This is a genomic window from Clostridium collagenovorans DSM 3089, from assembly GCF_900130005.1.
Taxonomy (GTDB): domain Bacteria; phylum Bacillota; class Clostridia; order Clostridiales; family Clostridiaceae; genus Clostridium_D; species Clostridium_D collagenovorans.
Genome location: NZ_FQXP01000010.1, coordinates 127,780 through 152,234, shown reverse-complemented (window position 1 = coordinate 152,234; position 24,455 = coordinate 127,780). Strand labels below are relative to the sequence as shown.

Here is a 24,455-nt window from a genome sequence, read left to right as displayed (position 1 = left end):
TGGTCGGGGTGACAGGGATTGAACCTGCGACCTCATGGTCCCAAACCACGCGCGCTCCCATCTGCGCTACACCCCGATATTTTTCAAAGCATAAAGTATTTTAACACTTTGTTAATTAATAATCAAGACATTTTTTTATTTGTTTCTCACAAATAGGGTTTTGTCCCTTGGAGTTGTTTACCAACTCGTCCTGACGACAAAAATTATTCTACACTATATAAACTAATTCGTCAACACTTTTTTATCATTTTTCCTTTTAAAAGTTCATTTTTGCATTTTTATATAGTTTTTTCTAATGTTTATACCATTTGTTCTATATTTTACTAGGTATATCATTACAATTCCTCATTTTTAGGCCATTATTGTAACTCTTCGTAATTTAACTTTCTCATATTTATTAATCAAACTAAATTTTTTTACTAAATATAATTTTAACTATTATTCTTTTCCTTTTTACAAAATATTAAGAGCAAAATAAACCTTTAATTTATCTCACTCTTAATATTTTACCCATATTTTCGAAATTCTTTCTTAAATCCTAATATTTCTTATTCTACAATGCAAGTGTACCTTAACTATATTATGTCTATAGCTTATTTATAGATACATTATTTTTGCATCTATTTTATCCTTCTCTGTTTCTATAATACAATAACTATTTCCTTTTCCCTTTGATCGAGCTAGGCTTCCAGGATTAATTAAGTGAACCCCTTCTACTACTTCAATCCCTTCTATATGTGTATGCCCAAATAAGGCTATTTTAGCCTGACTTTCTAGCGCCTTATATAAATAACTCATTACATTGCTTTTAACACTAAATTGATGCCCATGGCTCATTAAAATTCTATGTCCATCTATTTCCTCATTTATTAATAAGGGAGCAACGTTTCCTAAGTCACAGTTTCCTCTAACATTTATTACCTTGCCTTTAAAATGTCTTCTTATAATTTCTACATCCTTTACACAATCTCCAAGGTGTAAAATATAATCACAATCTTGTACTTTATCAAGAAACTTCATTATCTGTATTTCATACTCGTGTGTATCACTTACAACTGCTATTCTCAAACTTTTCACCACCCTTTAATTCTTATTATTTATATAAAGAACTTATTTATATTAGTACCTAAGGTTCAGTATCTTTATTTATATGTTTCTATTTTACATATAATAATTTTAAGGACTAATATTATAGAAGTTTTCTTAATTCCTCTTTTATAAGATTCATAGCTCTTCCTCTATGACTTATACTATTCTTCTCTTCTTGTGTTATTTCTGCGTAAGTATTATTAAATTCATTTACAAAGAATAATGGATCATAACCAAATCCGCCTCTTTCTTCATAAGTCTCTTCAATGATCCCTCTTGCTTTCCCTTCTACTCTAATAACCTCATTCCCCGCTATTAATACCATTGCACATACAAATTGAGCTCCTCTTTGCTCTCTTGGTACCCCCTGTAGTAATTCTAATAGCTTCTCATTGTTCTTAGCATTATTTCCATGCTCCCCTGCAAATCTAGCAGAATAAACTCCTGGTGCTCCATCTAAATAATCCACCATAAGTCCTGAGTCATCTGATAATATAAGTGCGTCTTTTCTTATTTCATGTATTGCTGCTGCTTTTATGTATGCATTCTCTGAAAATGTGGTTCCTGTTTCTTCTACATCTAAATCTATACCTGCCTCTGATAAAGAAAGTACATTTAAATCAAACTCTTTTAGTAATTCTTTTATTTCTACAATTTTATGTTTATTATTACTTGCTACTATTAATGTTTTCATATTTAATTTCACCTCTTATATTTTGTTTATTATATTTTACTTAATTATTACTGTATAGTTAATATATTTTTTAACATTAGAATTTCTTTACCGTTCCTATGATATTTAAAACTTTTTTACTTGCCACCCTTAATACTTAAAATATTCAGTTAAATATATTAAATTTTTTTCTTCTAATATTTTATACCCTCAACTAACCCCTTACCTCATATGTTTCAACACTTAGCTTATATAAATAAAGCAAAATTCAAACTCTATACTTATAAAAATTCATATAAAAACTAAGTTTATATTTATAAATTCATAAAAAGAGTAAATTTTTTCACTTTCAAATCATATAATCTTATAGGATTATTTTAGGGTGGTGTTAAATTGAAATATATCGGTCCATTTTTAAGAATTAACTCTTTAAGTAAGGATAATATAAAAAATCAACTTTTCTATCTGTCTAAAGAATCTCTAAAAAATATAGCTTTAGAATCACACTGTGGTATAGTTATATCGCCAAATGAGATAGTTAAAGAGAATCCTAATATTGATATTAACACAGTTAAAAAGTTTTCTCCACTTCTATGTGTTTACAAAAAGGCAAGTGGAAAACTACTTAAAACTGGTAATAAACTTCAATGGGATAGCTCTAGATTTAGAAAAGATGTAAATATATTATCCAATGCTTTTATGACTTTAAGTTTACTTGAACTTAGTGACTATTATTCTAATTTCCATAATAATCACAGAGATAAACTAGACTTAGGCAACTTGTATTCTGTACTTACTAGACATCAATTGGAGTTTTATGCTTTATATCTAAGAAATACTGAAGGTGTTTTCGTAGATAAAACAGATTGTTCTGACCCATTATTTAATGAACTTAAATTTGAAGGTAAGTCCAGAAAGTTCAAGTTTTATGAACAAGCTCTATTAATGTGTGCTTATTACAGATATTCAACATTATTTGATGATGAATACAGTGAAAACTTTAGGAACTTTTCTTTAGACATATTAAATATGTTTAATGACTTTAGAGATGAAGTTTACGAAAGCAGCTTTGAAGACAAGGTTAAAATTTGCTTAGCTCTTAACTTGTTTACTGAGTACTCAAATAACATAGATGCTCAAGCAATATTATTAGACCTTTCTGACATGATTATATCTGAATTACCTGTAAACAGAATTCCTGGAAAAGATGATGATGTTCAATTAGACTCATTAACCTTTATGAATTTCATCTTACTTTATAAAAACACAGGAATTGATAAGTTTAAAGATGTTGCAGTAACTTTATATGATGACTTAGTAACTAAATATAATGATACCATTGGAATTTACGTTAAGAACTCTAATGATAAATCCATTGAGTATCCTTCTGATGAAATAGTTTCATATTTATCTGCTCTTATTTTATATTCTGATATAATGCATGATGATAAAAATGATGCTTTAATAGCAGATTATTTTACAAAGTCAATTATTGATTCAAATTTAGTTTTAAGTTGGCCAGAAACTCCAGGGTTAAATGACCCTGAGCACTATAACAACTTTTCATTAAAAGCTGAAGATTTAATGGCTGAACAAAACTTTAGAATACAGAATGTGCCGACTCCAACATCTGCTGAGTTAGCTCCTATTTTTATAAAGTATATCTCTTTTAATAAAAAAAGAGATTCCTTTAAAAATGGCAAGGCTAGTTTTGAAAGTAATAAAAATATGTTTATTTTCTTTACTTCAATATTCTTGCATCGACACATTTTCTAGTATATAAACTTAATTTTCAAAAGAAACAGCCTGAGTATTTTATTACTTAGGCTGTTTCTTTATAATTATTATTATTAATTTTGTCTCTTCTACTTTTTATAACTATTCATTGTCTGTAGTCCCTATCTTAAGAAGATAATAATAGCTATACTACTAGAGATGGCACTATATAAATAATGTTTTAATTTATTATCTATATGTTACTTATGCCTATTTTCTGCAATCTCTTATCTTGATGCTTCTTCATCTATATTATTAGGTTTCTCTGTTTTATTTTCATTACTATCCGTAGTTTTCTCTTTTGTATCTTCTTTGTCTTTCTCCTCTATTTTTTCTGTATTAGGTGATTTATTCTCTTCTTTATTGATTACATCTTTATCTTGTTCATTCTTATCTTTCAAGTCATTATTAACATCTTTATCACCATCTTTATTCTCTGTACTTTTATCTTTAGTTTCTTTAGTTGGATCTACTTTATCCTTATTTTGATTTTCTACATTCTTATTTTCATTTTTTGTATTTTGCTCTTTATTTTGATTTTCATCTTTTTTATCTGTATTTTCTTTTACCTTGTTATTTTCATTGTTATTTTCTTTCACCTGATTTATATTCTCTTTAGAATCCTTATTCTGTTCTCCTGAGTTTGATTTATAAACCTTATCTAAATTTATGTTTCCTAACTTAGTTATATAAGCTCCCTTAACATACTCTCTTCTACATAAGATATTGCTACTACTGTAGATAGGTATCATAGGTGCATCTTGAATCAACTTTTGTTCTGCACTTACTATTAAATCCTTTCTTTTTAAAGGATCAACTTCGTAATTTAATTTAGAAAAGTCCTTATCAAACTCTATATCATTGTATCCATAATCATTTTTGGATGAATGAGAACTGAAATTTGAAAGAAATCCTACTGCATCATCAAAGCTTTGTAAAAATTCTTCTTGTATAATATCGTAATTTCCACTTTCTAATATTTTAGCTAATTCATCATCTTTATATGGAATCAACTTAATATTTATATCTAAGGTATCTTTTAAATCCTTCTTAAATTCATTAGCTATACTTTTATTTAAATAACTTTCTTTATAATATACTTTTAGTTCTTTTTCCTTATCATATTTCACATTACTAAATAATTGTTTTGCAAGGTCTTTATTATTATCCTTACCTAATGAGTTTTTAACTCCATATTCACTACCTATACCATTATTAGTTGCTGGCGGTATATATGACATAGTTGGCACTGCTACTTCTGACCCTAAATCCTCTATTAAGCTCTCCTTACAAAAAGCATATATTATAGATTTTCTAAAATTCTCATCCTTAAAATATTCCTTATTCATATTGAATATATAATTATTAGAACTTAGATTTTCATAGGTATCTATTAACTTCAGTTTTTTTAGTCTTTCAACCTCATTAATTGGAGGATTCACAAAAAAATCCACCTTTGAATCCTCTTTTATAAATTCCTCAGAGTCTTTATCTTCACTATTCAAACCATTAACAGGTGTTCCATTACTTCCCCAAGGTGCCTCAAATTCAACTAAAGCACTTTCACTGCTACCTAAGGTCTTCATTACTATGTTAGGAGACTTTATATCCTTACTTTTATAGTAATTAGTATTTTTCTCTAATATAACTCCTCCATCAGCAACAGCCTTTAGTTTAAAGGGACCACTACTTAAAACATCTGTATATTCATCTCTAAATTTATTAACATCCTCTGGTTTTCTTAAGTTATATATAGGATTACTTAAAATATTTATAAAATATGCACAGGGATTATTTAATCTAATAGTTAAATTATTTTCATCCGTAGCACTTATAGCAACATCCGTAAATTTATTTTTACCTTGCCTATATTCCTTAGCACCATAAATACAATCTAGTTGATCTGCATATATGTTTTCTGTGTTTTTGTCCAACATCCACTTAAAGAATTCTTTGAAATCTTTAGCTGTTATTTTACTTCCATCACTCCAATTGATATCATTTCTTATATTAAAGGTATACTCTATTCCATCTGGGCTTACACTATAATCCTCAGCTAAGGATGGAACTATGTCTCCCTCTTCATTTTCTCTAACTAATCCATCAAATAAAGCTAATAATAAATCTTTTTCTCTAACCTTATTATTATCTAACATTGATAGGTCCTCAGGTAATTCACCTAAGTTATATATCAAGTATTCTCTTTGTCCTTCTGCAACAGATTCCTTCTTTTCTATACATCCAGAAGTACACACTGTTAAAAGACTTAATACCAATACCATACTAATAAATTTCCTCATCAATACACCCGTCCTTTCTTCTTATATCATATAATAGCTATTCTTGTAACACTCTCATATCTTTTTAAATTTAATACAACAAATGTTTATAACTCTCAATAAGAAATTCAAAGTCATATATAGAGATGTCTTTATATATGATTTTAATAATTCATTTTATATATTTGACAGGTTTCGAGGAAAGTAATCACTACATATCCATATTAAGTATAATGTTAACTGTTTATTCAAACTTATTTTTATTTAAAGTTATTTTCTATTTCACTCTTAAGTAATTTATTTACTATTGAAGGATTAGCCTTCCCCCTAGATTCCTTCATGATTTGTCCTACAAACCAAGTATACAAATTACCTTTTCCTTCTAAATACTCTTTAACTTTATCTTGATTTTTACTCAGTATACCCCTAATCATTTCTAGTATGGCTTTCTCATCATTGTTCTGAATTAATCCTTTTTCTTTTACTATATCCTTAGGTGACTTACCTTCCTCTATTATATTCACTAAAATTTTTTTACCTATAGTTGAGGATATAACCTTATCTTTTATTAGCTTTATAAGCTCTCCTAAATTTTCAGCTTTAAGCTTAGTTTCATTTAATTCAAGTTTGTTTTCATTTAAATAGCAGGATATATCACCCATTATCCAATTTACAGCTGCTTTGCTATCTTTGCAGCTTTTAACTGTTTTCTCAAAAAAGTGTGCTAATTTATAATCCTTTGATAAAACCGAAGCATCATAATTACTTAAGTTATATTCCTTTATAAATCTATCTTTTTTCTCATGTTCTAATTCTGGAATAGTTGATTTTATATCCTCTATTTCCTTTTCTGAAATTATCATTTCTAGTATATCTCCCTCTGGAAAATACCTATAATCCTGAGCTTCTTCTTTATTTCTCATAGATAATGTAATATTATTTTTCTCATCCCATCTTCTGGTTTCCATAAATAAGACTTCATTATTTTCTATAGCCTTTATTTGTCTTTCTCTTTCATAGTTAACTGCCTTTTCTAAAAACTTAAAAGAGTTTAGATTCTTTATTTCTGCCCTCACTCCTAATTCTTTACTTTCTACTTGTTTAACAGAAATATTAAGATCCACTCTTAAAGACCCTTCTTCCATTTTACAATCAGATACACCTATGCAAGTAAGAATACTTCTTAATTTTTCAACATAAAGTATAGCTTCCTCTGCTGAATTCATATGAGGTTTAGATACTATTTCTAATAAAGGTACTCCTGCTCTATTGAAATCTATAAAAGTCTCCTTTTCATTATGAATCAACTTCCCTGCATCATCTTCCATATGTATTCTTTCTATACCTATACTCTTTTTTTCACCATTACCAAGCTCTATCTCTACATTCCCTTCTCTGCATATAGGAAACCTATCTTGAGTTATTTGATAGTTCTTAGGGGAATCTGGATAAAAATAATTTTTTCTATCCATCATTGTATATCTAGCAATATCACAATTAAGTGCAAGACCTGTTTTAATTGCATAATCTACTACTTTTTTATTTAATACCGGTAATGCCCCAGGTAATCCTAAACAAACAGGACAAACTTCTGTATTAGGTTCTGCTCCGAACTCTGTAGAGCATCCACAAAATATTTTACTTTTAGTGTTAAGTTCTACATGAACCTCTAATCCTATAACTGTTTGAAACTCCATATTAGTAACACCCTCCTTATAATTGTGGATTAATATTATGCCATTTTGTGGATTGTTCATAGCTATATGCTAAATTAAATAGCATTTCTTCATTAAAATAATTTGAAAGAAACTGAATTCCTATAGGTAATCCATTAATAAATCCACAGGGTACAGAAATAGCAGGTATGCCTGCTAAATTCGCTGGAACAGTATAAATATCTGATAAGTACATGCTCATAGGATTATTACGTTTTTCGCCTAAATTAAAAGCCACCCCTGAAGTTGTTGGTAATATTATAGTGTGGACTTCTTTAAATATATTTTCAAATTCTCTTTTTATTAAGGTTCTTACTTTCAATGCTTTTCTGTAATACTCATCCTTATATCCCTTTGATAATACATATGTACCTAGCATTATTCTTCTTTTTACTTCTTCTCCAAAACCCTCTGTTCTAGAGTTTACATATAATTCTTCTAAATTAGAGTAATTTTCTGCTTTTCTTCCAAATCTTATTCCATCAAATCTAGATAAATTAGAAGAAACCTCTGCTGAGGAGATTATATAGTAAGTAGCTAAGGCATATTCATTTAAAGATAATGAGCAATACCTTATTTCTGCACCGTTTTCCTTTAAGACTTTTATACTTTCCTCAAAGGAATTTCTAACTGTGCTATCCAAATCATTAAACACTTCTTTAGGTACACCTATTTTTATTCCTCTTAAATCCTTATTTAAATTCTCACTATAATTCTTTTTAGGAATATTAACACTAGTACTATCTTTGCTATCCACTCCTGAAATTACCTCTGTTAAAAGTGCACAATCTCTCACATCTTTTCCAAAGGCACCTACCTGATCTAAACTAGAACCAAAGCTTACAACTCCATATCTTGAAACTCTTCCATAGGTTGGTTTTATTCCAACCACTCCACAAAAGGATGCCGGTTGCCTTACTGATCCACCTGTTTCACTTCCTATTGCTAATGGAACTTCCATTGATGAAACCGCTGCTGCTGAACCACCTGATGACCCCCCTGATACCTTATTTAAGTTCCAAGGATTTTTTACGCTTTTCACTGAAGAGTTTTCATTTGAAGAGCCTAACCCCAATTCATCCATGTTAGTTTTTCCAATTATAATACCACTTTCTTTTCTTATATTTTCTATAACAGTGGCATCATAGGGTGATTTATATCCTTCTAATATTTTAGATGCACAGGAAGTCTGCATATTTTCAACACTTATATTGTCCTTTATTCCAATTGGTATTCCTGCTAATTTTCCAAGTTCATTTCCCTTATTAATACTCTCTTGATTTTTTTTAGCCTCTTTTATGCTTTCTTCTTCATCTAAATATAAAAAGGCACCTATACTGCCATCTTTTTCTTTTATTCTATTTAAAAAACTTTGTACTACTTCTACGCAAGATATATCTTTTTTTCTTATTAATTCAATAAGCTCACAGGCTCTTTTACTATATAATTCCATACTACACCTCAAGAAATTATTTATTTTCACTTATTACCTTAGGAACCACGAAATAGTCCTCATTTTCACTGCCTTGAAGTTTTAAAACTTCTTTCTTATCTAAGGAAGCTTTTACTTCATCTTCTCTCAAATTATTTTCCAGAAAATATGTATGAACTGTCTCTTCTATATTCTCTGTATTAACCTCATTTAACTTCTCCATATATCCTATTATTTTGTTTAAATCTTCAATTAAGCTTTCCTCTTCTTTCTCAGAAAACTTAAGCTTTGCTAATTTACTTAAATAATCTATTTCATTTTTATCTATGCTCATCTTTTTCCTCACAAAATCATTTTATATATAAATTTCAATTAATTTTCTACATTTATAGTCTATATAATAATTTATTCTAATACTAAAATTTGATTTTTCCCCTCTGTTTTTTCTTCCCCATGTTTATGACAATAATTATTTACTGACTAAAAATAACTTTAATATAAATTAAGCTTTAATAATCTACTTTCACTATTTTGAAAATGCATGAAAATTCCTTATAAAAATAAGCTATAAAATTTAATCTATAGCTTATCTTTAAATATATTTAGTTTATCTTTTAATTTATCATATCCATAAATTCTTTTTCTGATAAAATTTTAATGCCTAACTCCACAGCTTTATCATACTTAGAGCCCGCTGCTTCTCCTGCTAAAACATAGTCCGTTTTCTTACTTACACTTCCTGATGCCTTAGCTCCTAAACTTTCTAATTTTGTTTTTATCTCTGTTCTTGAGAAGTTCTCTAAACTTCCTGTAACTACCACAGTCTTTCCATTAAATGGACTATCCTCTGATACTTCTATGCCTTCAAACTTAGGGTTAACACCTAAATCTAAAAGTTCTTTTATTGTAGATACAATTTTTTCTTCTTTAAAGAACTCTACTATACATTTAGCTACTATATCTCCAACATCTCTTATATCTACTAAATCTTCAAAGGTAGCCTTTTGTATATTTTCAATAGACTTAAATTTATTTGAAATATCCTTAGCAGTTTTCTTCCCTACATTAGGGATACCTAAGGCATATATAAAGGATGCAAGTTCACAGTCTTTACTCTTTCCTACACCCTTAATTAAATTATCCGCCTTTTTATCACCAAATCTCTCTAATCCAACTAAGTCTTCCTTTTTCATTCTATATAAGTCCGTAATAGACTTCATATTTAATTCTTCAAATAATTGCTCTGCTGTCTTTTCACTAAAGCCAGCTATATTCATAGCTTCTCTACTTGCAAAATGCACTATGCTTTTAACAAGTTGCGGTTTACAAGAAAGTGTATTTTCACAATAATAATGTACTCCATCTTGTTTTACTTCACTTCCACAGCTAGGGCAATTCTTTGGAACTTCAATAGGTTTTGAATCCTCTGTTTCACTAAGAGATTTCATTATCTCTGGAATAACATCATTAGAACGACGTATTAAAACTTCGCTTCCTATCTTTACTCCTTTTCTTTCTATATCCTCAATATTATTTAAGGTAGCTCTTTTTACAGTAACTCCCCCTATATCTACAGGATCTAGTAACGCTGTAGGAGTAACTCTTCCACTTCTACCTACATTCCATTCTACATCTAACAAAGTTGTTGTAGCTTCCTCTGCTTCAAATTTAAAAGCTATAGCCCATTTAGGGAACTTTACCGTATAACCTAAAACTTCTCTTGTTTTCAAATCATTTATAGCAATAACCACTCCATCTATATCATACTGAAGTTTTTCTCTTATTTCTTTTATATACTCAGTTTCAGCTTCAATCTCTGCTATAGTAGTACAAATTTTTATATAATCATCTATAGGAAAGTTGTTTTCTCTTATAAAGTCTAAAATATCTATATAAGTTTTAAACTCTCCTCCTTCATAATAAGCTATCTCATAAAAGAAAGCTGAAAGATTTCTTCTAGCTGTCTCCTGTACATTTAAATTTCTTAAGGCACCTGCAGCACCATTTCTTAAATTTTTCAAAGGTACTTGAGAATTTTTATTATATTGTTCAAAGGCTCTTTTAGTCATTATAGCCTCTCCATGAACCTCAAATAAAAAATCACTATTAATCTTTAAAGGTATACTTTTTATAGTTTTTACTTGTTCAGTTACCTCTTCTCCTATTAACCCTGTACCCCTTGTTGCTGCAATCTCTAAATTTCCTAAATCATTATAAGTTAGATTAATAGATAATCCATCAAATTTCTTAGTTAAAACATATTCAGGATTAGGTAATTTATCTTCATGAGTTAAATTATATTCTTGTATAGCTTTTATATTTCTATTATGAAAAGCTCTTATTTCCTCTATGCTTTGGGCTTTATCTAAACTCCATAATCTACTTAAGTGAGTATGCTTTTTAAACTCTGCTAAGACTCTATCTCCTACTCTTTGTGTTGGAGAATAAGGTAAACTTTCACCTAGTTCTTTCTCTAAAGCAACTAATCTATCGTACCTTTTATCATATTCTGCATCCGTAATAGATGGATTATCAAGTACGTAATACTCATGTGCATACTTATTCAATTCTTCAATTAATTGAAGCATCTCTTGCTTTTTATTTTCCATACCTTTCACCACTTTTCCTTATATAATAATGAATCCCTATAACTTATAGAAGTAAGAGTTTCTTTTAAAATATTTAAAGTAATTCTAAAGGTGCCGCACCTAATACCAATTTCTTTATTCCCATATTATTAAAAGCTATAGTTAAAATCTTATCATTACCAGCCTTAACTACATTAATTATAGTACCTTCTCCAAAGGATGCATGATTAACCTTTCTACCTGCAACAGCTTCATCCTGTGATATGTTGTTTTTAGGTAAACTACTTTCACTTGATGTACTTTGTGCATACATACCATGAGGATTGTAAGGCTTTTTACTTGGGCTAGACTTTAATACATTCATAGCTCTATTTGAAGTTTTTTCACCATTTACAAATTGCTTTAAATTTGGTGAAATTTCATTTAAGAAGTCTGATGGAGGATAACTAACAGTTCTTCCAAACACCATTCTACTTTCGGCTGAAGTCATATAAAGTTCTTCCTCTGCCCTTGTTATTGCAACATAACACAATCTTCTTGTCTCTTCTAACTCACCATCATTACCATAGGATTTATCACTTGGAAATATTCCATTCTCCATACCCACCATGAAAACTACTGGAAACTCTAATCCCTTTGAACTATGTATAGTCATCATAACTACAGTATCAGCATCTTCACTATAATTATCCACATCTGAAACTAATGTAACCTTCTCTAAAAATGCTCCAATAGATTTATCCTCTGATGTAACTTCAAAGTCAACTGCCTCTGATACAAGTTCTTTTAAGTTTTCTACTCTACTTTCATCCTCTGGTTCCTTTGACTTTTTAAGTTCTTTTAAATACCCAGTATCATCTAGTATTTTTTTAATCATTTCTGATGCAGTAAGTTCATCCTTAACACTAATAAATTCATTCATTAAACTAGTAAACTTATTGATTGAGTTAAGAGTTCTAGGACTTAAATTACCTATTTGATCTGCATCTAACAAACTACTATATAAACATTCATCAATTTCATCTGCAAATTGCATAACCTTAGCTACAGTAGTATCACCTATACTTCTCTTAGGAACATTGATAATTCTACTTAAACTAATATCATCTACTGGATTATTAATAACCTTTAAATAAGCCATAATATCCTTAATTTCTTTTCTATCATAGAACTTTAAACCGCCAATAATTCTATAAGGTATATCATGTCTTCTAAAAGCATCCTCAAAGGTACGTGATTGAGAGTTCATTCTATACAATATAGCAAAGTTCTTAAATTCCTTTGAAGTCTTTTCCTTTATCTTTTTAATTTCAGATGCAACAAAGTTAGCTTCATCTTTATCTGAAAATGCTCTATATACCTTTATGGTATCTCCATTTTCCTTATTAGTCTTAAGAATCTTATTTTTTCTTTGGCAGTTATTTTTTATTACTTCATTAGCTGCTTGTAAAATTATTCCCTTTGATCTATAGTTTTGCTCTAATTTTACAACCTTAGCTCCTGGAAAGTCCTTTTCAAAACCTAATATATTTTGAATATTAGCCCCTCTCCACTCATATATACACTGATCATCGTCTCCTACAACACATATGTTTTTATGCGTCATAGATAGTAACTTAACTAGCTCATACTGAGCTCCATTAGTATCTTGATACTCATCTACCATTATATATTTAAATTTTCTTTGATAAAAATCTAATACATCTCTATTCTTCTTAAATAAATCTACAGTTTTAAAAATTAAATCATCAAAATCTAAAGCATTATTAGCTTTTAGCTTTCTTTGATATAACTCATATACATCTGCTATTTTATTTTTTCTATAATCACTTTCCCATTGCTTTTTAAACTCACTAGCAGTGATTAATTCATTTTTAGCATCAGATATTTTAGCACCTATTTCTTTATCAGTTATATCCTTTTCATTTATATTAAGTTCAATCATACATTGTTTTATTAAAGACTTTTGATCATAACTATCATATATAGTAAAGTTTTTATTATATCCTAATTTATCTATTTCTCTTCTAAGAATTCTAACACAACTTGAGTGGAATGTTGAAATCCACATATTATCTACACAATCACCAACTAAAACTTTTACTCTTTCTCTCATTTCTTGAGATGCCTTATTAGTAAATGTAATTGCAAGTATTTGCGATGGATATATATTTAAATCCTCTATCATATGAGCAATTCTGTGCGTAAGTACTCTAGTTTTTCCTGATCCAGCACCTGCTAATATTAAAACAGGTCCATCTATTGTGGTAGCTGCATCATATTGCTCAGCATTTAAGAGCTTCTTTAAATCCATGAAATCACTCCTCTTTAAAGATATTATCTAGGTTTTTCCAATTGAGACCATTTTCAATTATAACCCAGAGTAAAAAAAATATCACTATTTATTTATAATGTTTCCTAATATCTTAATTATACCATAAACATGAAAATTTTAACCTTGCTTTCTGAACTTTTGTTCTTTTTTTTAAAATAAAAGAGATACTCTAATATAACTTAAGTTAAAATCATAACTCACACTTAAAATTCAAGTATAAATTTATATTTTTCTTAAATCCTATTCAGAAGTATCTCTACAACCCAGATTTATTTATATTTTATGAAACAAACATCTTTAGTTTAGACTGTATTTATGAAATGAGTTTAAAACTCTACATAATTTTAGCTTTGATGTTGAAAACAATATTATTTTCTCTTTCCTTTTATGATAATATCTTAATGGTCTTATGTAGTAAATTAAACCTTCAACCCTATTCTCTATTAGCTTTTTCTTCTTCTATTCTTCCGAAAACTATATCATACCCACCGTTTCCATAAGTTAAGGATCTATTTACTCTACTTATTGTAGCTGTACTTGCTCCTGTTGTATTTGCTATATCTAAATATGTTCTTTTATCCATTAACATTTTTGCTACTTGAAGTCTTTGCTTTATCGCATTTATCTCATTTACTGTACATATATCTTCAAAAAACTTATAGCATTCTTCAATATTCTTTAGTTGTAAAATTGACTCAAATAAAAAGTCCATTTCCTCACTTTTAATTTTAGATTCCATTATAATAGATCACTCCTTAATACTATGATATTATCATTATAAATTCTAACATTTATTTGTTAAAGATTCTACTACTTTAAACAAAAACAGTGCTTATTATTCTTAAATTTTTATTATTAAATAACTACCTTCATTATATATTCATTTTTATCTTACATATTTATTATAGTAAATTTTTTATAAAAAAAGCTATGTATTAATTATTTAATACATAGCCCTTATATTATATATATTGAAAAACTATTGAATACTTATTTATAATCCACAGGTTTTAAAATATAAAGCACTTAATTATAAACTTTTAGCTTATTGAATATTTCACATATATAAACTAAAATAATTTCATTAATAATCCACCAAATTCAACTATAACTGGTGCAAAAACTAAAGAAACAATTGTCATAAGCTTTATTAAAATATTTAAGGATGGTCCGGAAGTATCTTTAAATGGATCTCCTACTGTATCACCTACAACTCCAGCTTTATGAGTATCACTACCCTTACCACCATAGACTCCACCTTCTATATACTTCTTAGCATTGTCCCAAGCTCCACCTGCATTAGACATCATTATAGCCATTAATACACCAGATGCTACAGCACCTGCTATTAAGCCACCTAAAGCTTCTGCACCAAGTAATATACCTATGAAAATTGGAACTACTATAGCTGATATACCTGGTAGTATCATTTCTTTTAAAGCTGCTCCAGTTGATATATCAACACATGTAGTGTAATCTGGCTTTTCTGTACCTTCCATGATTCCTGGCTTTTCTTTAAACTGTCTTCTTACTTCTTCTATCATTTTATTAGCTGCTTTTCCTACTGATTCCATAGTAAGAGCACTAAACATAAATGGTAGCATAGCTCCTATTAATACTCCAACTAAAGTTACTGGGTTTAAAACATCAATCTTAGTAATACCAGTGTTTTCTGCATAAGAAGCAAATAAACCTAAAGCTGTTAATGCTGCTGATCCTATTGCGAATCCTTTACCTATGGCTGCTGTTGTATTACCTACTGAGTCAAGTTTATCTGTAACTTCTCTTACTTCATGAGGAAGTTCAGCCATTTCAGCTATACCACCAGCATTATCTGCTATTGGTCCATAAGCATCTACTGCAACAGTTAATCCTGTTGTAGATAACATACCTACTGCTGCTAAAGCTATACCATATAAGCCCATTAAGCTTTCCTGTGAACCACCCATTGCATAAAAGGCAACTAGAATTCCTATTGCTATTAAAATTATAGGTATTAAAGTTGATTGCATACCTACTGCTAATCCTGAAATAATAGTAGTTGCTGCACCTGTTTGTGATTGTTCAGCAATTTTTTTTACATATTTATAATCTGCTGAAGTAAATATTTCTGTAATCTTTCCTATTATCATACCAACTAATAAACCAGATATGATAGCTATAAATGCTTTAAAATCGCCAAACATCATTTTACTTAATACAGCTGATACTATAATAACTAAAATTCCACCTATATAAGTACCTGTGTTTAAAGCTTTCTGTGGATTTTCACTTTTACTATTTCTTGCAATAACTACACCAATTATTGAAGCTACTATACCTGCTGAAGCTAAGATAAGTGGGAATATTATAGCCTCATTTCCAAGTATATTCTTAGAAACCAAAGCTGCACCTAATGTTAAAGCTGATATAATTGATCCTACATAGGATTCAAATAAGTCTGCTCCCATACCAGCTACATCACCAACATTATCACCAACATTATCTGCTATTACAGCTGGATTTCTTGGATCATCCTCTGGAATCCCCGCTTCTACTTTACCTACTAAATCTGCACCTACATCAGCTGCCTTAGTATATATACCGCCTCCAACACGTGCAAATAATGCTATTGAACTAGCTCCTAATCCAAAACCAGTTAAATATTGAACATTTCCATCAAAGAATAAATAAGTAATAGTAAGACCTAGAACCCCTAGACCTACAACTGACAATCCCATTACAGCACCACCTGAAAAGGCGATTTTAAGTGCTTTGCTTTGGCCATTTCTTGCTGCCTCTGCAGTTCTTACATTAGCCTTAGTAGCTACATTCATTCCAAAGTATCCTGCTAAGATAGATAATATAGCACCTAAAACAAATGCTATAGCAGTTTTCCATCCTAAGCTTGGAATAACTGTCATAATTACAGCTATAACCACAATGAAGATTGCTAAGTACTTATACTCTCTCTTTAAGAACGCCATAGCTCCTTGATGAATGTGTCCAGCTATCTCCTTCATTCTCTCATTGCCATCGCTTTCTTTTTTAATTTGATTACTAAAAACAAAAGCAAATAATAACGCCAATACTCCTGCTATAATTGCTAAAAACTCTTTTTCCAAGTTTTTCGCCCCCTTATATTTTTTTAAATATACTTTGTTCTAAAGACAAATCTTTTCCTCAGTAACTATAAGGATATTAATAGCGTATATTGTGTAATAAACCTATGTTATATTAACTTTTAAGATAAGTTTTTAAGAGAGACGTAAATTATTTTCATATCTTATTTTGTTTTTTATGTTATTTTTTCAATATTTTTACATAGGAGCGTATAATATAAAGCTATATTATTTTTTCTTATATTTATATAAAGCATTCTTATGTATTTAGCTTATATAAAATTCTATTAATATAGCTTAGGTATTTATTAGATTAAGTTTATAACTATTACAACTATTGCAAATAATGCAGATGAAACAACTGTCACTCTTGCTAAAGTTTTCTCATATGTTTTAACTTTATTTTTAGCAAAATAGTTTTCATGGTTACCACCCATAATTAATCCTGAAAGTCCATCAGATTTACTTGGTTGTAGCATGATTGAAATAATTATAATTAAAGAAAGTACTAAAAGTACACCTATTAATACCGTTTTCATTAATTACACCTCCTTAAATGGCATATGCATCGTATCTATTCATAACAACATTGTAGCATATAGCACAAATATTTACAATGCAATAGCATATGTTAAATATTGATATCCTCTAATTGTATATAATTATATATTTTATCCTTTGTAATAGATTAAAGCAATAATTCTTTTGCTTTTTCTATGTCACTTTTATGTATATGTTTCAATATCTATTTTATTCATTTTTTATACATATTCATAAAGAAAACCATGTACACCTCTAATTTTTCTACAGTTGTACATGGTTTTTAAACTTTATATTAATTCTGAATTAAATTATCTATTGATATTGTAGAATGCGTTGATTCCTCTGTATTCAGCCATATCATCTAATTCTTCTTCAATTCTTAATAATTGATTGTATTTAGCAACTCTCTCACTTCTAGATGGAGCTCCTGTTTTAATTTGTCCTGCATTTACAGCAACAACTAAATCAGCAATTGTAGTATCTTCAGTTTCACCTGATCTATGAGAAATTACTGCTGTGTATCCAGCTCTTTCAGCCATTTCGATAGCATTTAAAGTTTCAGTTAATGTACCGATTTGGTTTAATTTTATTAAGATTGAGTTAGCAGTTTTAGTTTTGATTCCTCTTTCTAATCTTTCAGTGTTAGTTACAAATAAGTCATCTCCAACTAATTGTACTTTATCACCAATCTTATCAGTGATCATTTTCCATCCTTCCCAATCTTCCTCTGCCATACCGTCTTCAATTGAGATAATTGGATATTTTTCAGCTAAGTTTGCATAGTAATCAACCATTTCAGCTGATGTTAATGTCTTACCTTCGCCTGATAATTCATATTTGTTAGTTTCTGCATTGAAGAATTCAGATGAAGCTGGGTCTAAAGCTAAGAATATATCTTTTCCTGCTTCATATCCTGCTTTCTTAATAGCTTCCATGATTACAACTATAGCTTCTTCGTTTGAATCTAGGTTTGGAGCAAATCCACCCTCATCACCTACACCAGTTGATAATCCTTTTTCTTTTAATATAGCTTTTAATGCATGATAAACCTCAGCACACATTCTTAATGCTTCTTCAAAGCTTGAAGCTCCTACAGGCATAATCATGAATTCTTGTAGGTCAACATTATTATCAGCATGTTTTCCACCATTCATTATGTTCATCATTGGAACTGGTAAAACTTTAGCGTTTACTCCTCCAACGTATTGGTATATACTCATTCCTAAGTACTCTGCTGCAGCTCTAGCACATGCAAGAGATACACCTAACATTGCATTAGCACCTAATTTTTCTTTGTTCTTAGTTCCGTCTAATGCTATCATAGCTTTATCTATAGAAACTTGATCTAAAACGTTCATTCCTACTATTTCTTCAGCTATTAAGTCATTTACATTGTCAACAGCTTTTAAAACACCTTTACCATTGTAAATTTCTTTATCGCCATCTCTTAATTCAACAGCTTCGAACATACCAGTTGATGCACCTGATGGTACAGCAGCTCTTCCTACAGTTCCATCTTCTAATGTAACTTCAACTTCTACAGTTGGGAATGCTCTTGAATCTAATATTTGTCTTGCATACACGTCGATAATTTCAATATGAGTTTTCATGGATAATACCCTCCTAAAAGCAAAATATATTTAATTATTATTTTTAAATTAAATACTTTATTTCATTAATAAAATAACTTTCATTATCTTATTAAAGATTCTCCTGTCATTTCTTTTGGTTTTTCTAAATTTAACACTTGTAATATTGTTGGTGCTATATCAGCTAATTTTCCTTCTTCCTTCAACTTAGATGCATTATCTGCAATCCACACAAAAGGAACTTGGTTAGTAGTATGTGAAGTCATTGGTTTACCTGTAGAGTAATCTATCATTTGCTCTGAGTTACCATGGTCAGCTGTTATAAACACTGTTCCACTTTTTGAAAGCACCTTATCTACAACTTTACCTAAACATTCATCTACAGTTTCTATAGCTTTAACTGCAGCATCTAAAACTCCAGTATGTCCTACCATATCAGGATTAGCATAGTTTAAAATTATAAGATCATATATATCCTTATCTAAACTTTCTAACAACTTATCTGTTACTTCATAAGCACTCATTTCTGGTTGCAAATCATAAGTAGCTACCTTAGGGGAATTGATAAGAAGTCTATCTTCTCCCTCATTAGGAACTTCAACGCCACCATTAAAGAAAAATGTTACATGAGCATACTTTTCAGTTTCTGCAATTCTTAATTGCTTTAATCCTTTTTTACTTACATATTCACCTAAAGTATTACTATAAGATTCTGGCATATATGCAATCTTTACATGCTCTATAGTTTTATCATATTGAGTCATTGTAACAAAGTTTAAGTCTAAAGTTTCTCTTTCAAATCCTTCAAACTCTTTATCATTTATTGCTCTAGTTATTTCTCTTGCTCTATCTGGTCTAAAGTTAAAGAATATAACTGTATCTTTATTTTTTATTGTAGCAGTTGGTTTACCATTTTCAGTTATAACCACTGGTAAGACAAACTCATCTACTTTATTGTCATGGTAAGATTTTTCTATAGCTTCCTTATAGGTTTTAGCTTCTTCACCTTTACCTAAAACTAATGCATTATAAGCTAACTGAATTCTTTCCCATCTATTATCTCTATCCATAGCATAGTATCTTCCGCTGATTGTAGCAATTTTTCCTAAACCAACTTCATTCATATACTGATCAATTTCATCTAAATACTTCATTGCAGATTTTGGAGGTACGTCTCTTCCATCTAAGAAGCAATGTAGATATACTCTTTTTGCTCCCTTTTCCTTTGCAAGCTGTATTAAGGCTTTAAGATGATCTATATGAGAGTGAACTCCACCATCTGATAATAAACCCATTAAATGAACATCAGAGTTATTTTCTATGGCTTTATCCATAGCCTCTACTATTACTTTATTATTGAAGAATACTTTCTCTTCTATATCCTTACTTATTCTAGTTAAAGATTGATATATTATTCTTCCTGCACCTATATTTAAGTGACCAACCTCTGAATTTCCCATTTGTCCTTCTGGTAATCCAACTGATAATCCACTTGCATTTAATTTTGTATTTGGATAGCTCTCTCTTAGTTTATCATAGTTTGGCTTCTTAGCTATTGTAACCGCATTACCATCTTCGTGGTCACTAATTCCAAAGCCATCTAGTATCATAAGTAAAACTGGTTCTTTTGCCATAGTATTGCCTCCTATTTTACATTTTAATAGTTCACTATAGCAGCAAATTCACTAGCTTTTAAGCTAGCTCCACCAACTAAACCACCGTCTATATCTGACATAGCCATTTGTTCTTTGATAGTAGATGATTTAACTGATCCACCATATAATATTCTCATTTCCTCTGCTATATCATTTCCGTATAATTTAGCTACTGTAGTTCTTATAAACTTAATAGTATCATTTGCTTGCTCAGAAGTAGCTGTCTTTCCTGTTCCTATAGCCCAGATTGGCTCATAAGCAATAACTACTTTTTTAACTTCATCTTTATCTATTCCTTGAAGTCCTAAAGTAACTTGCTTTTCTATTACTGCTTCCGTAGTATTTCCTTCACGTTGCTCTAAAGACTCTCCACAACATAATATAGGAACTATTTTGTTTTCCAAAGCTACTTTAACTTTTTTATTTACTGTTTCATCTGTTTCATTAAAATATTGTCTTCTTTCACTATGTCCAATAATTACATATTCAATACCTAACTCTTTTAACATATCTACAGAAACTTCACCTGTAAAAGCTCCACTTTTTTCGAAGTGCATATTTTGAGCTCCTATCTTTATATTTGTTCCTTTAGCTGCCTTTACACAACTTTCTAATGAAAGAAAAGTAGGGCAAACAACCACATCGCAACTTGAATCTTTTACTAAATCTTTTAACTCTTCTATAAGTTTAACACCTTCAGAAATAGTATTATTCATCTTCCAATTACCTGCAATCATAGCTTTTCTCATAAATTCACCCTCCACTTAATTAAAGTAAATAGGATTTCTCCTATTTACTTATATATTTTATTTTAAACTTTAATTATTTTTCATTTAATGCAACAATACCTGGTAGTTCTTTACCTTCTAAGAATTCTAAAGAAGCTCCACCACCTGTTGATATGTGAGTCATCTTATCTCCAAATCCTAATTGGTTAACAGCAGCAGCACTATCTCCACCACCAATGATTGTTAAAGCTTCTGACAAAGCTAATGCCTCTGCCACAGAAACAGTTCCCTTTGCAAAGTTTGCAAACTCAAATACTCCCATAGGTCCATTCCATATAACTGTTTTAGCACTACTTATAGCATCACCATATAATTTAGCAGTTTTAGGACCAATATCTAAGCCCATAAATCCCTCTTCAATATCTTTTCCTTCAGTTATAACAGGTTCTGTTTCAGCTGAGAATTCTGCACCAACAACATGATCTACTGGTAATAATAAGTTAACACCTTTTTCTTCAGCCTTTTTTATCATTTCTAAAGCATAATCTAATTTTTCTGCTTCAACTAATGATTTACCAACATTATGTCCCATAGCTTTTAAGAATGTATATGCCATTCCTCCACCTATTATTAAAGTATCAACTTTATCTAATAGATTATTTATTACATTTATTTTATCTGATACCTTAGCACCACCTAATATTGCTACAAAAGGTCTTTTGGGGTTTTCTATAGAGTCGCCTAAGAACTTTAATTCCTTTTGAATTAAGTATCCACAAACTGATTCTTCTATGAAATCTGTAACTCCAACTGTTGAGCAGTGAGCTCTATGTGCTGTTCCGAAAGCATCATTAACGAATACTTCTGCTAATGAAGCTAATTCTTTAGAGTAATTTTTTTCATTTTTAGTTTCTTCTTTTCTATATCTAGTGTTTTGTAATAATACAACATCACCATTTTTCATATTAAGTACAGCAGTTCTTGCATTTTCCCCTACAACATTATCATCTGCTGCAAATACAACTTCTTTTCCTAACATTTCAGATAATCTTTTTGCAACTGGTGCTAAAGATAATTCTGGTTTTGGTTCTCCCTTTGGTTTACCTAAATGAGAACATAATATAACTTTAGCTCCCTTTTCCATTAAATACTTAATAGTTGGTAAAGCTCCAACTAATCTATTTTCGTCTGTGATTTGTTCTCCTTTTAATGGGACATTAAAATCACATCTAACTAATACTTTTCTTCCACAAACTTGGATATCCTCAATTGTCTTTTTATTTAACTTCATGGGTACTCCTCCTTAATGATACTAATCTTTTATAACTAAATTATTCCCTTGATATATTATTGAAAATTTTTTTTATTATTCGTATATTTAGATTATATTTTAATATTTATTATGTACTCTTATGTGTTATATTCTTAAATTTAATTACTAAATATAGTATAACATTTTTTTCTTTAAGTTTTATATAGTAACCACTTCAAATATAATTTACCATATTACTTTGCAAAATGGTATGCTATTTTAGCTTTTATACACTTAAATTAATAATTAAATTTAAAAATACTTTATTTTATAAACATATACTTCAAGTTTAATATGTTTTTATAAATATCTATATCAATTATTATAGCTATCTTAGTCATAGTGCCTTTATAGGATGTTCTTGGAATCTATTAATACCCCTGCAACATAACTTTAAATATAAATTATTACTTTTCTAAATATTAAGCACATTATTTATGAACATAGTTTTATATACTTAACTCATATATAAGCTAAATATTAAATAAATCCTTATTTGAAAAAGTCTAGTTTTATATTATCATCATAAAACTAGACTTTAACATATACTATTCAATATATATTATACTCTTATTTGAGTTAATTTCAAATATTGTATTATATTTTTATGAATAAGATACATTATTCATAATTATTTTAGCTTATCTGCTACCATTTTAGTTAAATCTGCTAATCTATTTGAGTATCCCCACTCATTGTCATACCAAGAAACAACTTTAACTAATTTACCATTTACCATAGTTGATAGTCCATCTACTATTGAAGATCTTTCGTCTCCTCTAAAGTCTATAGATACTAATGGCTCATCACTGAAACCTAATATTCCTTTCATTGAACCTTCAGCAGCTTTTCTTAAAGCAGCATTTACTTCTTCAACTGTAGTTTCTCTTGAAGCTTCAAATACTAAATCTGTCATAGAAACTGTTGGAGTAGGTACTCTTACAGCCATACCATTTAATTTACCTTTTAATTGTGGTAATACTAATGCAACTGCTTTAGCAGCACCTGTAGTTGTTGGTATCATTGACTCATTAGCTGTTCTAGCTCTTCTTAAATCTGAGTGTGGAGCATCTAAAATTCTTTGGTCATTTGTATAAGAGTGTATTGTAGTCATTAATCCTGTAACTATTCCAAACTCTTCATCTAAAACTTTAGCAAATGGAGCTAAGCAGTTTGTAGTACAAGATGCGTTTGAAATAATATTGTGTTTTTCTGGATCATATTGATCTTCATTAACACCAAGAACTAATGTAATGTCTTCATTTTTAGCTGGTGCTGAAATTAATACTTTCTTAGCTCCTGCTTCAATATGAGCTTTTGCTTTTTCTGCATTAGTAAATAATCCAGTAGATTCTATAACAATCTCTGCACCTTCTTTACCCCAAGGAATATTCTTAGGATCTCTTTCTGCATAAATTTTTATTTCTCTACCATTAACTACTATAGAGTCCTCTTTAGCTTCAACCTCTCCATTAAATCTACCATATAATGAGTCGTATTTTAATAGATGCGCTAATGTAGCTGGACTAGTTAAATCATTGATTGCAACTACCTCTAAATCCTTTGAATAATTATTTATTAAAGCCTTGAAAACATTTCTTCCTATTCTACCAAAACCATTTATACCTATTTTAATCATA

17 protein-coding genes and 1 tRNA gene are annotated in these 24,455 nt (G+C 29.5%); 1 reads left to right on the top strand and 17 read right to left on the bottom strand.

Annotation, left to right across the window (positions count from 1 at the left end; translation table 11 throughout):
* The 3 genes from BUA48_RS12585 to BUA48_RS12575 all read right to left on the bottom strand — a co-directional run bounded on the left by BUA48_RS12585 (position 1) and on the right by BUA48_RS12575 (position 1,783).
* Positions 1-76, bottom strand: a tRNA-Pro gene (locus BUA48_RS12585).
* Between the two features lie 521 nt (positions 77-597).
* A complete protein-coding gene (locus BUA48_RS12580; RefSeq protein WP_072832423.1) occupies positions 598-1,068 on the bottom strand; it encodes a YfcE family phosphodiesterase in 471 nt (156 codons plus the stop codon).
* 121 nt (positions 1,069-1,189) lie between these two features.
* Complete coding sequence (locus BUA48_RS12575; protein WP_072832422.1) at positions 1,190-1,783, bottom strand: XTP/dITP diphosphatase; 594 nt, start codon at positions 1,781-1,783, stop codon at positions 1,190-1,192.
* A 372-nt stretch (positions 1,784-2,155) separates the two neighbouring features.
* Between BUA48_RS12575 and BUA48_RS12570 the strand changes: the two genes are divergently transcribed.
* Positions 2,156-3,538: a hypothetical protein gene (locus BUA48_RS12570; protein WP_072832421.1), complete on the top strand. Its 1,383-nt coding sequence runs from the start codon at positions 2,156-2,158 to the stop codon at positions 3,536-3,538.
* Positions 3,539-3,765: 227 nt separating this feature from the next.
* Here the strand turns inward: BUA48_RS12570 and BUA48_RS12565 are convergent, their stop codons facing one another.
* From BUA48_RS12565 to gap, 14 genes are all read right to left on the bottom strand, one after another.
* A complete protein-coding gene (locus BUA48_RS12565; protein WP_072832420.1) occupies positions 3,766-5,838 on the bottom strand; it encodes a peptide ABC transporter substrate-binding protein in 2,073 nt (690 codons plus the stop codon).
* Between the two features lie 239 nt (positions 5,839-6,077).
* Entirely contained in the window at positions 6,078-7,514 is a 1,437-nt protein-coding gene (gene gatB, locus BUA48_RS12560) for an Asp-tRNA(Asn)/Glu-tRNA(Gln) amidotransferase subunit GatB (protein WP_072832419.1), read from the bottom strand.
* Positions 7,515-7,530: 16 nt separating this feature from the next.
* Positions 7,531-8,985 (bottom strand): Asp-tRNA(Asn)/Glu-tRNA(Gln) amidotransferase subunit GatA, encoded by a 1,455-nt coding sequence (gatA, locus tag BUA48_RS12555; protein ID WP_072832418.1) that lies wholly within the window; start codon positions 8,983-8,985, stop codon positions 7,531-7,533.
* A 16-nt stretch (positions 8,986-9,001) separates the two neighbouring features.
* The gene (gene gatC, locus BUA48_RS12550) at positions 9,002-9,298 is read right to left on the bottom strand and encodes an Asp-tRNA(Asn)/Glu-tRNA(Gln) amidotransferase subunit GatC (RefSeq protein WP_072832417.1); all 297 of its coding nucleotides are present in this window, start codon (positions 9,296-9,298) and stop codon (positions 9,002-9,004) included.
* A gap of 280 nt (positions 9,299-9,578) precedes the next feature.
* Positions 9,579-11,573 carry an NAD-dependent DNA ligase LigA gene (gene ligA / locus BUA48_RS12545; protein ID WP_072832416.1) on the bottom strand — a complete coding sequence of 665 codons (1,995 nt, stop codon included), beginning with the start codon at positions 11,571-11,573 and terminating at the stop codon, positions 9,579-9,581.
* Positions 11,574-11,646: 73 nt separating this feature from the next.
* Positions 11,647-13,866: a DNA helicase PcrA gene (pcrA, locus tag BUA48_RS12540; protein WP_072832415.1), complete on the bottom strand. Its 2,220-nt coding sequence runs from the start codon at positions 13,864-13,866 to the stop codon at positions 11,647-11,649.
* A gap of 454 nt (positions 13,867-14,320) precedes the next feature.
* On the bottom strand, positions 14,321-14,626 hold the full coding sequence (locus BUA48_RS12535; RefSeq protein WP_072832414.1) for a YerC/YecD family TrpR-related protein: 306 nt from the start codon (positions 14,624-14,626) through the stop codon (positions 14,321-14,323).
* A 331-nt stretch (positions 14,627-14,957) separates the two neighbouring features.
* Positions 14,958-16,991 carry a sodium-translocating pyrophosphatase gene (locus BUA48_RS12530; protein WP_072832413.1) on the bottom strand — a complete coding sequence of 678 codons (2,034 nt, stop codon included), beginning with the start codon at positions 16,989-16,991 and terminating at the stop codon, positions 14,958-14,960.
* A gap of 305 nt (positions 16,992-17,296) precedes the next feature.
* Positions 17,297-17,527: a preprotein translocase subunit SecG gene (secG, locus tag BUA48_RS12525; RefSeq protein ID WP_072832412.1), complete on the bottom strand. Its 231-nt coding sequence runs from the start codon at positions 17,525-17,527 to the stop codon at positions 17,297-17,299.
* A 312-nt stretch (positions 17,528-17,839) separates the two neighbouring features.
* Positions 17,840-19,141 (bottom strand): phosphopyruvate hydratase, encoded by a 1,302-nt coding sequence (eno, locus tag BUA48_RS12520; protein ID WP_072832411.1) that lies wholly within the window; start codon positions 19,139-19,141, stop codon positions 17,840-17,842.
* Between the two features lie 83 nt (positions 19,142-19,224).
* The gene (gpmI, locus tag BUA48_RS12515; protein WP_072832410.1) at positions 19,225-20,754 is read right to left on the bottom strand and encodes a 2,3-bisphosphoglycerate-independent phosphoglycerate mutase; all 1,530 of its coding nucleotides are present in this window, start codon (positions 20,752-20,754) and stop codon (positions 19,225-19,227) included.
* 23 nt (positions 20,755-20,777) lie between these two features.
* Positions 20,778-21,524 (bottom strand): triose-phosphate isomerase, encoded by a 747-nt coding sequence (gene tpiA / locus BUA48_RS12510; RefSeq protein WP_072832409.1) that lies wholly within the window; start codon positions 21,522-21,524, stop codon positions 20,778-20,780.
* A gap of 73 nt (positions 21,525-21,597) precedes the next feature.
* The gene (locus tag BUA48_RS12505; RefSeq protein WP_072832408.1) at positions 21,598-22,794 is read right to left on the bottom strand and encodes a phosphoglycerate kinase; all 1,197 of its coding nucleotides are present in this window, start codon (positions 22,792-22,794) and stop codon (positions 21,598-21,600) included.
* Positions 22,795-23,446: 652 nt separating this feature from the next.
* A complete protein-coding gene (gap, locus tag BUA48_RS12500; protein ID WP_072832407.1) occupies positions 23,447-24,454 on the bottom strand; it encodes a type I glyceraldehyde-3-phosphate dehydrogenase in 1,008 nt (335 codons plus the stop codon).
* Position 24,455: the final 1 nt, after the last annotated feature.

Bases quoted from the DNA above. Each gene is read 5' to 3' on its own strand.
- BUA48_RS12575 (WP_072832422.1), bottom strand. From the start codon at position 1,783: ATGAAAACATTAATAGTAGCAAGTAATAATAAACATAAAATTGTAGAA.
- BUA48_RS12565 (WP_072832420.1), bottom strand. From the start codon at position 5,838: ATGAGGAAATTTATTAGTATGGTATTGGTATTAAGTCTTTTAACAGTG.
- gatB (WP_072832419.1), bottom strand. From the start codon at position 7,514: ATGGAGTTTCAAACAGTTATAGGATTAGAGGTTCATGTAGAACTTAAC.
- gatA (WP_072832418.1), bottom strand. From the start codon at position 8,985: ATGGAATTATATAGTAAAAGAGCCTGTGAGCTTATTGAATTAATAAGA.
- gatC (WP_072832417.1), bottom strand. From the start codon at position 9,298: ATGAGCATAGATAAAAATGAAATAGATTATTTAAGTAAATTAGCAAAG.
- ligA (WP_072832416.1), bottom strand. From the start codon at position 11,573: ATGGAAAATAAAAAGCAAGAGATGCTTCAATTAATTGAAGAATTGAAT.
- pcrA (WP_072832415.1), bottom strand. From the start codon at position 13,866: ATGGATTTAAAGAAGCTCTTAAATGCTGAGCAATATGATGCAGCTACC.
- BUA48_RS12535 (WP_072832414.1), bottom strand. From the start codon at position 14,626: ATGGAATCTAAAATTAAAAGTGAGGAAATGGACTTTTTATTTGAGTCA.
- secG (WP_072832412.1), bottom strand. From the start codon at position 17,527: ATGAAAACGGTATTAATAGGTGTACTTTTAGTACTTTCTTTAATTATA.
- eno (WP_072832411.1), bottom strand. From the start codon at position 19,141: ATGAAAACTCATATTGAAATTATCGACGTGTATGCAAGACAAATATTA.
- gpmI (WP_072832410.1), bottom strand. From the start codon at position 20,754: ATGGCAAAAGAACCAGTTTTACTTATGATACTAGATGGCTTTGGAATT.
- tpiA (WP_072832409.1), bottom strand. From the start codon at position 21,524: ATGAGAAAAGCTATGATTGCAGGTAATTGGAAGATGAATAATACTATT.
- BUA48_RS12505 (WP_072832408.1), bottom strand. From the start codon at position 22,794: ATGAAGTTAAATAAAAAGACAATTGAGGATATCCAAGTTTGTGGAAGA.
- gap (WP_072832407.1), bottom strand. From the start codon at position 24,454: ATGATTAAAATAGGTATAAATGGTTTTGGTAGAATAGGAAGAAATGTT.